At 72.6% G+C, this 12,357-nt stretch carries 11 protein-coding genes and 1 pseudogene; 7 read left to right on the top strand and 5 right to left on the bottom strand.

The window, feature by feature from the left end; all coding sequences use genetic code 11:
• Positions 1-53: 53 nt before the first annotated feature.
• Positions 54-989, bottom strand: a complete 936-nt coding sequence (gene murQ, locus N8I84_RS18815; protein WP_263230626.1) for an N-acetylmuramic acid 6-phosphate etherase — start codon at positions 987-989, stop codon at positions 54-56.
• A 213-nt stretch (positions 990-1,202) separates the two neighbouring features.
• Complete coding sequence (locus N8I84_RS18810; RefSeq protein WP_200420940.1) at positions 1,203-2,141, bottom strand: MurR/RpiR family transcriptional regulator; 939 nt, start codon at positions 2,139-2,141, stop codon at positions 1,203-1,205.
• Between the two features lie 55 nt (positions 2,142-2,196).
• Between N8I84_RS18810 and N8I84_RS18805 the strand changes: the two genes are divergently transcribed.
• Positions 2,197-2,580, top strand: coding sequence for a hypothetical protein (locus N8I84_RS18805; protein ID WP_263230625.1), 384 nt, complete (start codon positions 2,197-2,199; stop codon positions 2,578-2,580).
• On the top strand, positions 2,577-2,897 hold the full coding sequence (locus N8I84_RS18800; protein WP_263230624.1) for a DUF4031 domain-containing protein: 321 nt from the start codon (positions 2,577-2,579) through the stop codon (positions 2,895-2,897). Before N8I84_RS18805 ends, N8I84_RS18800 begins: the two co-directional genes overlap by 4 nt.
• Here N8I84_RS18800 and N8I84_RS18795 read toward each other — a convergent pair.
• Together N8I84_RS18795 and N8I84_RS18790 are read right to left on the bottom strand one after the other, a co-directional pair.
• A complete protein-coding gene (locus N8I84_RS18795; RefSeq protein ID WP_263230623.1) occupies positions 2,845-3,912 on the bottom strand; it encodes a GNAT family N-acetyltransferase in 1,068 nt (355 codons plus the stop codon). The two genes, N8I84_RS18800 and N8I84_RS18795, sit on opposite strands and share 53 nt — an antisense overlap.
• A 25-nt stretch (positions 3,913-3,937) precedes the next feature.
• Positions 3,938-4,585 carry an HD domain-containing protein gene (locus tag N8I84_RS18790; RefSeq protein WP_263230622.1) on the bottom strand — a complete coding sequence of 216 codons (648 nt, stop codon included), beginning with the start codon at positions 4,583-4,585 and terminating at the stop codon, positions 3,938-3,940.
• Between N8I84_RS18790 and N8I84_RS43160 the strand changes: the two are divergent.
• The 4 genes and pseudogenes from N8I84_RS43160 to N8I84_RS18775 form a co-directional block, all read left to right on the top strand.
• Positions 4,584-5,126: pseudogene (locus N8I84_RS43160) on the top strand (maleylpyruvate isomerase family mycothiol-dependent enzyme); the annotation flags it as partial. The gene N8I84_RS18790 and the pseudogene N8I84_RS43160 sit on opposite strands and share 2 nt — an antisense overlap.
• Positions 5,023-5,310, top strand: coding sequence for a hypothetical protein (locus N8I84_RS43155; RefSeq protein WP_390898917.1), 288 nt, complete (start codon positions 5,023-5,025; stop codon positions 5,308-5,310). The pseudogene N8I84_RS43160 and the gene N8I84_RS43155, both read left to right, overlap by 104 nt.
• Positions 5,311-5,430: 120 nt before the next feature.
• On the top strand, positions 5,431-6,120 hold the full coding sequence (locus N8I84_RS18780) for a copper homeostasis protein CutC (RefSeq protein WP_263230621.1): 690 nt from the start codon (positions 5,431-5,433) through the stop codon (positions 6,118-6,120).
• A gap of 251 nt (positions 6,121-6,371) precedes the next feature.
• Positions 6,372-9,686, top strand: coding sequence for a choice-of-anchor D domain-containing protein (locus N8I84_RS18775; protein WP_263230620.1), 3,315 nt, complete (start codon positions 6,372-6,374; stop codon positions 9,684-9,686).
• 49 nt (positions 9,687-9,735) lie between these two features.
• Here the strand turns inward: N8I84_RS18775 and N8I84_RS18770 are convergent, their stop codons facing one another.
• Positions 9,736-11,700: a HelD family protein gene (locus N8I84_RS18770; protein ID WP_263234806.1), complete on the bottom strand. Its 1,965-nt coding sequence runs from the start codon at positions 11,698-11,700 to the stop codon at positions 9,736-9,738.
• Positions 11,701-12,153: 453 nt separating this feature from the next.
• Here N8I84_RS18770 and N8I84_RS18765 point away from each other — a divergent pair, with 453 nt between their 5' ends.
• A complete protein-coding gene (locus N8I84_RS18765; RefSeq protein WP_263230619.1) occupies positions 12,154-12,342 on the top strand; it encodes a hypothetical protein in 189 nt (62 codons plus the stop codon).
• The last annotated feature ends 15 nt before the right edge of the window (positions 12,343-12,357 follow it).

Here is a 12,357-nt window from a genome sequence, read left to right as displayed (position 1 = left end):
CACCGAGGTGGGCGCCGCGCGGAAGCCTGCGCCGCTCTCCACCGAAAGGTGGCTCAGCCGGCCGACTTCTCAAGTGCCGCGCGCAGATGCCCTCCGCTCTCCGTGAGGAGACGTTTCGCCGTCGCGCCGTCCACGCCGCCCAGGATGGTGAGGATCGCGTTCTTGACCTCGCCGCCCGTGGCCGCGAGGGCACGCTCGATCTCCTCGTCGCCCGCGCCGGTCGCCAGCGCCACGATGCGGTGGGAGCGGGCGCGCAGCTTGTCGTTGGAGGCGCGCACGTCGACCATCAGGTTCCCGTACGTCTTGCCGAGGCGGATCATCGTGATCGTCGAGAGCATGTTGAGGACCAGCTTCTGCGCCGTGCCCGCCTTCAGCCGCGTCGAGCCGGTCAGCAGTTCGGGGCCGACCACGATCTCGATGCCGTGGTCGGCGGCGGCCGCGAGCGCGCTGTCCGCGTTGCACGACAGACCGACCGTCAGCGCGCCCCGCGCCCGGGCGTGCTCCACCGCGCCGACCGCGTAGGGCGTGCGCCCCGACGCCGAGACGCCGACCACCGTGTCACGGGCCGTCAGCTCCAGCGCGTCGAGGTCCTTCGCCGCCAGCTCCCTTGAGTCCTCCGCGCCCTCGACCGACGTCACCATGGCGCCCGGGCCGCCCGCGATCAGGCCCACGACCTGGGAGGGGTCCGTGTCGAAGGTCGGCGGGCACTCCGACGCGTCCAGGACGCCGAGCCGCCCGGCGGTCCCCGCGCCCGCGTAGACGAGCCGGCCGCCGAGGGCCATCCGCTCGGCGATGGCGTCGATCGCGGCGGCGATCTGCGGCAGCCGTGCGGCGACCGCGGCGGGCACGGTGGCGTCCTCGCCGTTCATCAGGTGCGCGATCTCCAGCGTCGGCAGCCGGTCGATCTCGGCCAGCTCGGGACGGAACGCCTCGGTGGTCAGCGTCTCCAGCTCGGCGCGGAGATCGCGGGGGTGGGACGAGGAGGTCATGAGGGCGGCTCGTTTCCGGTGCGGCACTGCTCTGGAAGGAGGAGGGAACGGCTGGGGCCTCTCGTTTGGATCATGCCGGGCTCGCGGGAGCTGGCACCGCGCCTCGCCGCGTTGTCGTCGGTTGCCATGGCTCCGCCATGGCGCCCTCCTCCGCCTTGCGATGCACGGCACCAGGCCCCGCTCCCTGATCCGGCCTGATCCAAACGAAAGACCCTAGCGCTTCGTTCCGCCCCGTGGGCGGTGACGGTGCGCCAACGCCTCGTACGAAGCGGCCAGCGCCGGCGCCGCCGTCTCGTACGTCCGTTGCGCCACGCCCACGAACAGGCAGTCCACCACGAGCAGTTGGCTGGTGCGGGACGACATCGCGGCCGGGCGCAGCTCGCTCTCGCGGGCCGTGGACGTGGTCAGGACGTGGTCGGCGTACTGCGACACCGGGCCGTCCGGGCGGCCTGTGACCGCGACGGTGGTCGCGCCGTGCTCGAAGGCGACGCGCAGCGGTTCGATGACGTCCCCGGTGGAGCCGGAGTGCGTGATCGCGATCGCCACGTCCTTGGCGCGCAGCTGCACGGCGTTGGTGACGGCGAGGTGCGGGTCGCTGTGCGCGTGGGCTATGAGACCTATCCGCAGCAGCTTCTGCACCAGGTCCTGGGCGACGAGCCCGGAGGCGCCGATGCCGTAGACGTCGACGCGGCGGGCGGCGGCGAGTGCGGCGACGGCGGCGCCGAGCTGCACGGTGTCGAGCCCGGCCGCGGTGTCGGCGAGGGTCTGCTGTTCGTCGTGGGCGAGCTTGGCGACGACGTCGGCGATGGGGTCGTCGACCGCGATGTCCGCGGTGACGGACGGGGCACGGCCCGACTGCTGTTGGGCGGCGAGGCCGGCGAGGGCGAGCCGCAGGTCCCGGTAGCCGGGGTAGCCGAGCAGTCGGGCCGTGCGGACGACGGTGGCCTCGCTGGTGCCGGTCAGTTCGGCGAGCCCGGTGACCGTGAGCGCCGCGCAGCCGGCCGGGTCCCCGGCGACGGCCTCGGCGACGCGCTGCATGGACCGGGTCATGGACGGTGCGAGGGTGCGCACCTTGGCGGCGAGGGCGGCGGGGGCGGGTGGCACCCCCGGGCCCACCGGCCCTGCGAAAATTTCCTTCACGTCGCGGGTCACATGTGAAAGCTATTTTCGATTCGGCCGTCCGGTCAAGAGTGCGCACAATAGGGGCATGGACCCCATCAGCCCCCTGGAGCAGGCCCTGCACGCGGCGCGCGCCCTGGTGCTCGCCGACCTGGTCGCGGGCGAGGTCGCCCAGGCGGACGTGGTCTCACTCGTCGAGGACTCCGTGGCCCAGCGGCGATGGTGGGTCGAGCAGTGGCCGGACGGCGCCGACTACGTGGCGGGCCTGGTCGCTCAGGACGTCCAGGACGCGCTCCTGGAGCGCTACGGCCGCTGGCCGCTGTGCCCGGTCTGCGGCTCCGGCGACCCGCACGCCCTCGACGTCGAGCCGGAACTCGGGCCCAATCCGCACTGGGTGTGCTCCCAGGCCGGTGTGAAGGTCGCGGCGGTGGGCTCGCTGGGGAGGGCGACGGGCGGGATGACGTCCTCGTGACGGTCTACATCGACCCTCCTGCCTGGCCGGGGCACGGTCGCCTGTGGTCGCATCTGATCAGCGACGTCTCGTACGACGAACTCCACGCGTTCGCCGGGAGGCTGGGCGTGCCGCGCCGGGCCTTCGAGCGGGATCACTACGACCTGCCGTCCCACCGGTACGCCGACGCGGTGGCCGCCGGTGCGGTGGAGGTCTCCAGCCGCGAGGTGGTGCGGCTGCTGCACGCGTCCGGACTGCGCCGACGGAAGGGCCGCGAGCAGGGGCTCAGCGGTGCAGCGCGTACGCGTACGTCTCCTCGTCCTCACTCACTCGGGTGAACCCGGCCCGCTGTATGACGCCCTGCGAGGGCGTGTTCGCCCGCTCGACGGTGGCGAACAGTGTGCCGACGTCGTCCCTGGCCAGCGCCCACGCGGCGAGGGAGCGCAGCGCCTCGGTCGCGTAGCCGTGGCCGCGGGCGCCCTCCACCAGGTCGTAGCCGACCTCCGCGCGTCCCTCCTCGTCCGGGGCTCCGTGGAAGCCCATGCTCCCGACCGCGCGCCCGTCTTCCCTCCGAACGAGCACGAAGACCCCCCACTCCGGCCGGTGCACCCCGGCCTCGTACGCCTTCACGAGCATCCCGGCGGCTTCCCGTGTGCCCTCGAAGGGCTCGCCGTCGAGCCACTCGAAGCCTCCGGTGCCGCCCATGCGCAGATCGGTGGCGGCCGCCGGGGTGACGCCCTGAAGGGTGAGACGCTCGGTGGGGATGACGAGGTTGTTGCTCCAGCGCCACTCGGTGACCGGCTCCCGGCCGGGCAGGTCGCCACGGCCCGTGGCCCACAGGAGCGTCGGCCAGGGCCGGGGGCCGGGCCGGACATGCGGGAAGAGCCGCATGAGCAGGTCCTCGCACAGCTCGGCGGGCGGGGCGTAGGCGAGCCCGAGGCCCTCGGCGATGTCGTGCGTGTGCAGCACGACCTCGGCGATGCCCATCGCCGCGAACCCCTCGCGGTCCGCGCTGCGGAACGGGTACGGGTGGAAGGCGCGCACCTCGCGGGGCGTGGTGGTGACGGCGGCGGCGAGCAGCGCGCCCGTCGCCTCGATCACCTGCAGCAGGCCCGAGTTGTCGGCGCCCTCGTCGAGGGTGATCTCGAAGGGCACGTAGTCGTCCTGCGCGCGGCCCGCCAACTGCCCGGCGTAAGCGATGAGGTCCTCGGCGATGTGGAACGCCGTCAGGCGGCAGCTCCATGTGAGCCGCCCCGCCTTCACCCCGTCCCAGTCCCGGTCCGCCGCCGTCCGCAGCAGCTCCACGGACCCCGCGACGGCTTCCGTCACCCGTTCCCCGCCCATGCTTCGCATGCGAGGCAGGGTACGGGCGCGACGCTCATCGCAGCGACAGCATTTCCAGCTCCGAGGTGATGTTGTAGCGGGCCGTCGCCTCCCACTTCTCCCGCCCGTACGGGGTGTGGAACAGCCGTGGCAGGTCGAGGAGTCGGCGCAGAACCGCCGCACGGCCCTCGCGGAACGCCTCGCCCGGCACGAAGTGGTACTCCTCGCGGACGGCCGCCGTATAGGCGGCGTACGCCGACGGGGGAGAGGCGAGGATCGCGAGGTCCGCGTCGCACAGGACCTGGCCGTTGCGGTCGCCGTCGGCGGGGTCGTGGGTCACGGTGAGGCGCACCAGGCGGGCGACCTCAACGGTCCTCTCCTCGGACACCCCGGCCTCCGGCAGCGCGCGCTCGGCCAGACGTGCCGACCGCTCCTCGTTCTCCGACCGCTCCGGCAGGTACACCGCGTCGTGGAACCAGGCCGCGAGGCGCACCGCGTCCGGGTCGTCCGCGTACTCCTCCAGGACGTCGACACGGCCGAGGACCGCCGCCAGATGCTCCACCGTGTGGTACCGGCGCTGCGGCTCCGACCAGCGGCTCAGCAGGTTGTCGGCGTAGGGCTCGGGATCGGGCCGCTCCGCACCGCCCCGCACCGCGAGCAGGGTGCGCCGCCAGCTCTCACGCAACGCGTCGAGGTCGGTCATGGGGGCATTCTCCCCTGTTCGCCGGTGGGCACCTAGCGTGGGGCGCATGACGAATGCAGAGCTGCACGACGACGTCCGAGACCCCGAACTGCCCGGCCTGCTGCTGACCACCGAGCGCGACGCGCTGATCCCGCTGCTGCGCTCCCGCCCGGACGCGGACTTCGCGCTGCCGACCGCCGCGTGTCCGGGCTGGACCGTGCGGCACGTCCTCGCGCACTGTTCGGCCGCCCTGACGCGGGTGGTGGAGCACCGTTTCGAGAAGGGGGTGTTCAGCCCCGAGTCGAACGACCGCGACATCGCCGAGCGCGCCGGCTGGACCAACGCCGGGGTCGTCGACGAACTGGAGCGCGGCATGACCGAGGCGGGCTCCGCGATCGCGAAGGCGGGCGGGGCGCTCGACATGGTCGCGCTCGGGGAGTGGGTGCACGGGGGGGGACGTGCGGGAGGCGTTCGGGGAGCCGGGGGCGTACGCCGGCGACGGGCTGCCGTACGCGCTCACCCTGCTCGCCCGCGTGTCCCGGGAGAAGGGGCACGTCCCGCTCCACGCGGACCTCGACGACCTCGACGAGCCCCTGCTCCTGGGCGACGCGAACGGGGAGCACCCGCCCGCCCGGTTCATCGGCGAGGCGTCCACGCTGGTGCGGCTCTACTCCGGCCGCCCGCTGGACGGGGCGCGGTACGAGCTGGCGGGGGTCGAGGAGAGGGAGCTGAACCTCTTCGGCTGAGGACGGCCGTAGGTCCGAGGCGGCGGCCGGTGCCCTGTCGCCGCCCGCACCCCGTCGTCGTACCCTTGGATTGGACTAGACCTGTAGCCGCTCCACGGGTACACCGACGGAAGGGGTCCTATGAGCACGCGTGCAGTCCTGGAGGTGATCGCCCTCGACGTCGAGGACGCGGTCGCCGCCCAGGCCGGAGGCGCGGACCGCCTCGAGCTGGTCACCGACATGGCCTCCGACGGGCTCACCCCGCCCGTTGCGGCCTTCGCCGGGATCCGCGCCGCCGTCGACATCTCCCTGCGCGTGATGCTCCGCCTCGGGGACGGGTTCGCGGCCGGTGACGTCGAGGCGCTCGTACGGGCCGCAGGGGAGCTGCGTGCCGCCGGTGCCGAGGAGTTCGTGCTCGGGTTCCTCGGCGAGGACGGCGGGCCCGACCTCGACGCGGTGGAACGGCTGGCCGGGGAGCTGGACGGCTGCCGCTGGACCTTCCACCGTGCGATCGACCGCGCCGCCGACCGCGACGCCCTGCGCAAGCAGCTCGCCGAGCTGCCCGGCCTGGACACCTACCTCACGGCGGGCTCGCCGGACGGCGTGGACGACGGCCTGCCCACCCTCGTCGCCGAGGCCGCCCGGCGCGGCGAACCCGGCTACACCCAGCGCCTCATGGCCGGCGGCGGCCTCCGCCTGGACCACGTCCCACGGCTGCGCGCGGCGGGCGTCGACGCCTTCCACATCGGCGCGGCGGCCCGCACGGGCGACTGGACGACACCGGTGTCGGCGGAGGCGGTGCGGTCGTGGCGCACAGCGCTCGACGCCTGACCTGATCGACCACGACACGGTCGCCCGGTCGAACAGAGGGACTGCGTGCCTCGGGTTCACAACCGTAGGCACGAAAAATTCACAACCGTAGGCACGGACGCCGGTTTGTGATTGGATGCGCGGACTGTACCCGCCCACCGCGGCCTCCCACGCGATCGTGGAGGCCGCCGTGGCGCGGGAGGAGGGCCTGGGGGGCCTTTCGAGGATGGGGACTCAGGGGGGTTTCCTTGGCGATGTCACATGGCGATGTGGTGCCTGGCGCCAGACACGCGCACGGACGCAGACACACCCGGCGGCGCGGCCTGGCGCTCGCCGTGACGGCCGCGGTGACCGCGTGCCTGATCGGGCTGGGCGTCCCACAGGCGCAGGCGAGCGAGACGACCGCCTCGGTGGACACCCTCCGGACCGGCTGGGACCGGAGTGAACCGAACCTCGGCCCGTCCGACGTCCGCTCCTCTTCCTTCGGGCAGCTCTGGAAGGCCCCCGCGCAGCTCGACGGGCAGATATACGCCCAGCCGATCGTCGTCGGCGGCACCGTGGTGGCGGTCACGGAGAACAACAAGGCCTACGGCCTCGACCGCGCCACGGGAGCCGTGCTGTGGCAGCGCAGCTTCGGGCCTGCGTGGCCCGCGTCCACCCTCAACTGCGGCGATCTCGTGCCGACCATCGGCAGCACCGCGACGCCGGTGTACGACCCGGCCAGTGGGGCCGTCTATCTGACCACCAAGGTCGACGACGGCCCGGACGCCCTGAGCCCGCACTGGTACATGCACGCGCTCGACCCGGTCACCGGGGCGGAGAAGTCCGGCTTCCCCGTGACGATCCAGGGCACCCCGTCCAACGACCCCACCCAGTCCTTCCTGCCCGCGTACCAGATGCAGCGTCCGGGCCTGCTGCTGCTCGACGGGGTGGTGTACGCGGCGTTCGGCGGACACTGCGACGCCAAGCCCTATCGCGGCTACGTGGTCGGCGTCAGCACCACCAACCCCTCGGTGACCTCGATGTGGGCGACGGAGACCGGCGCCAGCAACAGCGGGGCCGGCGTCTGGCAGTCCGGCGGCGGACTCGTCTCGGACGGTCCCGGCCGGATCTTCCTCGCCACCGGCAACGGCGTCAGCCCGGCGCCCGGCCCCGGCAGCGCCCCGCCCGGCACTCTCGCGGAGTCCGTGGTCCGGCTTCAGGTGCAGGCCGACCGGAGCCTGAAGGCCGCAGACTTCTTCAGTCCGTCCAACGCGCCGACCCTGGACCAGCAGGACAAGGACCTGGCCTCCGGCGGGCCGGTCGGCCTGCCCGACAGCTTCGGCACCGCCTCCCACCCGCATCTGTTGGTGCAGCAGGGCAAGGACGGCCGGGTCTTCCTGCTGGACCGCGACGACCTCGGCGGGAGGTCGCAGGGCACCGGCGGGACCGACGACGTGGTGGGAATCACCGGGCCGCTCAAGGGCCAGTGGGGCCACCCCGCGGTCTGGGGCGGTGACGGCGGTTATGTCTACTCCGTCGGCAGCGGCGGCTCACTGGTGGCGCTCCAGCGCGGCGTGACGGGCTCGGGCGACCCCGCGCTGACCGTCGCCGGGTCCAGCCAGGACTCCTTCCCCTACACGAGCGGATCGCCCGTGGTGACCTCCGACGGAACACGCTCGGGCAGCGCCCTGGTGTGGGTGGTCTGGTCGGGCGGGTCGACCGGTGTCAACGCGCAACTGCGCGCCTACGAGCCGGTTCCCGATGCGAACGGCGTCCTGCCGCTGGTCTGGTCCGCGCCGATCGGCACCGCGTCGAAGTTCGCCACCCCGGCCACCGACGGCGGGCAGGTCTTCGTGGGCACCAGGGAGGGCAAGGTCTATGCCTTCGGCAACCCGGTGGGCAGCCCGCTCAAGGGCGGCCCGGTCGAATTCGGGCTCGTGCCGGTGGGCGGCTCCGCGAGCACCGACGTCGTCCTGACGGAGAACCAGAGCCCGTCCCAGTCCCTCGGCATCAAGGGTGTCACCGTCGACGGTCCGTTCACCGCGGACACCTCGTCGCTGCCGCCGACGATCCCGGCGGGCGGGCAGCTGTCGATACCCGTCTCCTTCGAACCCACCGCGGTCCTGGGCGCGAGCGGAACGCTCACCGTGGCCACCGACGCCGGCAGTTTCGCGCTGAGCCTGCACGGCGTCGGCACCAAGCCCGGTCTGGCCGCGTTCCCGGGCACGGTGTCCTTCGACAACCAGCCGACGGGGAGCACGGCCACCGCGAACGTCCAGCTGACGAACACGGGCACCGACCCCGAGACCATCACCTCCGTCACCCCGCCCGACGGACCGTTCACGGCCGCCGACCTGCCGAGCGCCGACCCGGCGAACCCGACGGTGATCCCGCCCCAGAGCTCGATCGTCCTGCAGGTCGGGTACGCGCCCACGGCCACCGGTCACAACTCCTCGTCGATCACACTGAGCAGCACCAGCGGCTCGCTCACCATCCCGCTCGAGGGCGATGCGATCAGCGGTCAGGGCCATCTGGTGTTCGACCCGACGACCCTCTCGTTCGGCGCGGTGGTCCGCGGCACGTCGAGCACACGGACCTTCACCATCACCAACACGGGGAACATCCCGGTCACCGTCACCAAGGCGAAGGCCCCGGCAGGGGTGTTCAGCAGCGCCGACCCGCTCCCCGAGGGCCTGGTCATAGGTCCCGAGCAGAGTGTCCGGCAGACGGTCACCTTCGCCCCGACCGTGAGCGGCAGCCAGTCGGCCTCGTACGAGGTCACCGGCGACGCCGGGCAGGGGGCACAGCTGGAGCCGCTCACCGGCACCGGTGTGCCCCCGGCGTCGCAGCTCGGCACCGTGCTGGCACGCGACTACTCCGGCACCCTGTGGCAGTACCGCGGCACAGGTGTGCCCGCCGGGACACTGGCCGCCCGGGCCGCCATCGGAACCGGCTGGAACACCTACACCCTCATGACCAGCCTCAGTGGTGAGATGGCGGACGGCACCGGAGCGGTCGTCGCCCGCGACAGCAACGGGGGCCTGTGGTTCTACCAGGGCACCGGCGACCCGAACGTGCCGTTCGGGCCCCGGAAGCAGATCGGTTACGGCTGGAACATCTACAACTCCGTCGTCGGCGTCCGGGACGTGACCGGGGACGGGAAGGCGGATCTCGTCGCCCGTGACAGCAACGGGGGCCTGTGGTTCTACCAGGGCACCGGCGACCCGAACGTGCCGTTCGGGCCCCGGAAGCAGATCGGTTACGGCTGGAACATCTACAACTCCGTCGTCGGGACCGGTGACCTGACGGGGGACGGGAAGGCGGATCTCGTCGCCCGTGACCGCAATGGCGGCCTGTGGCTCTACCAGGGCACCGGCAATCCGAACGTGCCGTTCGGGCCCCGGAAGCAGATCGGTTACGGCTGGAACATCTACAACTCCGTCGTCGGCACCGCTGATCTGTCAGGGGACGGCAAGGCGGATCTCGTCGCCCGCGACAACAACGGGAGCCTGTGGCTGTACCGCGGCACCGGGAACGCTTCGGCACCCTACCTGGCACGCTCGTCCATCGGTTACGGCTGGAACATCTACAACTCGCTGATGTGACCGGGGCGTCAGGCGCGGCACCGAGCCAGGTGCCGCGCCTCCTGGGGTCCTAGCCCAGCTGCGGCGGCAGTGGGGCCGCGTGCGTGACGATCAGGCCCGAGACCGCGCGGGTCAGGGCCACGTACAGGCGGCGCAGGCCCGTCCGCTCGTCCGGTTCGCCGTCGACGACGGCCTGCGGCTCGTCGAGGACCACGTAGTCGTACTCCAGGCCCTTGGCCAGCGACGCCGGGACCAGGGTCAGGCGGGTCGCTGCCGTCGTCTCCTCGCCGGGGCCGAGATATGTCAGCCCGGCCGCCGTGAGCGCCTCGGCGAGAGCGGGAATCCGGGCGTCGGCGGCGATGAGGCCGGCCGAGCCCTCGTTGCGCAGCAACTCCTCGCAGGCGGAGACCACTTCGGCGTCCGCGGCGATCGTACGGACCTCGAAGAAGCCCGGGTTCTCCCGTACCGACGCGACGGGCGTGAGGCCGGGCGCGATGTGCGGCAGCAGCCGGGAGGCGTACGTGATCACGTCCGTCGGCACACGGAAACCCGCCGTCAGCTCCTCGATCACCGCGTCCGGCTTCCCGAGGTGGGCGAGCGCCTCCTGCCAGCTCCGCGTCGCCCAGGGCGTGGTGCCCTGCGCCAGGTCGCCGAGCACGGTCGCCGAACCGGTCGTGCAGCGCCGGCCGACCGCCCGGTACTGCATCGGGGAGAGGTCCTGCGCCTCGTCCAGCACCACGTGCCCGAGCGAGTGCGTGCGCTGCACCAGGTCGGTGGCCTCGTCGATCAGCACGGCGTCCGCGGGCGACCACTTGGCGGACTTCACCGACCTGACCGGCTTCGACCAGAGGATCTCCTTCTGCTCGTCCGCGTCGAGGACCCCGTCCGCGTGTTCGGCGAGGAAGTCGGCGTCGGTGAGCAGCCGCAGGACCAGCTTGGCGGGGTCGACGGGCGGCCAGATCGCCTTCACGGCCGCCTTGACCGCCGCGTTACGGGCCACGGCGTCCTGCACCCGGTCGTCCGGCGCCTCCCCCGAGCGCTCCATCTGGACCAGCACGGCGTGCGCGATCCGCTGTGGCAGGGCGTCCCGGGCGGCGCCGTACCGGATGTCCCGGTCCAGCAACTCCTGGACGATCTGCTCCAGTTCGTACGCCGGCACCCGCCACCGCCGCGAGCCCCGCACCACCACGACCGGCTCGGTGGGCATGGTCACGTGCGAACGGACGGCCCTGCGCAGGACCTCCGCCATGCGCGCGTCGCCCTTGGTCACGGCGGCGGCCGCGGTGTCCGTGCCGCGCGCTTCGACGTGCGCGACCAGGTCGTCGACCGTCGCCTGTTTGACCTCCAGCTCGCCGAGTGCGGGCAGCACCTGCTCGATGTAGTGCAGGAAGGACTTGTTGGGGCCGATGACGAGGGTCCCGGTGCGGGCCAGGCGCTCGCGGTGGGCGTAGAGGAGGTAGGCGACGCGGTGCAGGCCGACGGCGGTCTTGCCGGTGCCGGGTCCCCCCTGGACGCAGACGGTCCCGGATAGTCCGGCTCGCACGATCTCGTCCTGCTCGGGCTGGATGGTGGCCACGATGTCGCGCATCGGGCCGACGCGCGGGCGCTCGATCTCCCGCTGGAGCAGCTTGCTGGTGGTGGCGGCCTCGGCGGGGTCGGAGAGGTGTTCGTCCTCGTACGCGGTGAGGTCCCCGCCGGTGTAGCCGAAGCGGCGGCGCAGCCCGACGTCCATCGGGTCCTTCTTGGAGGCCCGGTAGAACGGCTGGGAGACGGGGGCGCGCCAGTCGATGACCATGGGGTCGCCGTCGGCGTCGTGCACGTGCCGGCGCCCGATGTAGAACCTCTCTCCCTCGGCCCCCTCCGCCTGGTCGGCGCCGGGGGCGTGGAGGTAGTCGAGGCGGCCGAAGAAGAGGGGGGTGTGGCTGAGGTCGGCGAGGGCCTTGATGCGTTCCTCGATCTGGTGGGCGAGGACCTCCGCGTTGACCCAGTTCGCGGTGACGTCGCGGATGTCGAGGTTCTCCACGTCCTCACGCATGGCCCGCAGGGCGGCCCGGGAGGCGGCGAGGTGGGCGCGCTCGCGGAGGAGGGGGTCGGTGTCGGTGTCGGGCGGGGTGGTCGGGATGGACACGGAAAGGTGCCTCCGGGGCGTGGCAAGGAGCCGGGCGGTACGCGGGCACGTACGCGTGCGTACCGGTGGCCGGCTGCTGCGGTGACGGGTGGCGGTTCTGCCGTCCGGTTTCCGTCCGGACGGCGGCTCTCCGTGAAGGGAGGCGGGCAAGAGAGGGGATTCTAGGTGACGGGCGGATACGGCGGCCAACGGTTTTTCCGCCGTGCCGACCGCCGCCTCAGGGGCGTGGTCCGGGTGCCTTAAGGGTCGGTGTCCGTCCTGGGTACTACGCGGGGGACCGACTGAAGGGGGAGGTGCGGGCCGTGCAGGTTACGTCCCTGGTCCGACGCCATTCGGGTGGTGCGGTTCCACCATGGAGACATGAGCGCAGCAACCTTCACCCCCTCTCGGCACGGTCCGCCGTCCGGTGCGACGGCCCTCGACGGCGACCACCACCGGCACCGCCTCGCCGACGCCCTGCGCGCCGTCAAGGTGTTCCTGGGCGCCGCGGTGGACGTGGTCCTCTTCGGCGAGTACGGCGAGGAGGCGGGCATCCGCCGCCACCCCTAGTCACCCGCCCCTCTC

It is taken from the genome of Streptomyces cynarae, assembly GCF_025642135.1.
GTDB lineage: Bacteria > Actinomycetota > Actinomycetes > Streptomycetales > Streptomycetaceae > Streptomyces > Streptomyces cynarae.
Note: the sequence above shows the minus strand (reverse complement) of the source record. Positions and strands in the feature narration are given on the sequence as shown.

Coding starts and splice junctions, on each gene's coding strand:
- murQ (WP_263230626.1), bottom strand. CDS start 989: ATGACCTCCTCGTCCCACCCCCGCGATCTCCGCGCCGAGCTGGAGACG.
- N8I84_RS18805 (WP_263230625.1), top strand. CDS start 2,197: ATGGACCCCATCAGCCCCCTGGAGCAGGCCCTGCACGCGGCGCGCGCC.
- N8I84_RS18795 (WP_263230623.1), bottom strand. CDS start 3,912: ATGCGAAGCATGGGCGGGGAACGGGTGACGGAAGCCGTCGCGGGGTCC.
- N8I84_RS18790 (WP_263230622.1), bottom strand. CDS start 4,585: ATGACCGACCTCGACGCGTTGCGTGAGAGCTGGCGGCGCACCCTGCTC.
- N8I84_RS18780 (WP_263230621.1), top strand. CDS start 5,431: ATGAGCACGCGTGCAGTCCTGGAGGTGATCGCCCTCGACGTCGAGGAC.
- N8I84_RS18770 (WP_263234806.1), bottom strand. CDS start 11,700: ATGCGTGAGGACGTGGAGAACCTCGACATCCGCGACGTCACCGCGAAC.
- N8I84_RS18765 (WP_263230619.1), top strand. CDS start 12,154: ATGAGCGCAGCAACCTTCACCCCCTCTCGGCACGGTCCGCCGTCCGGT.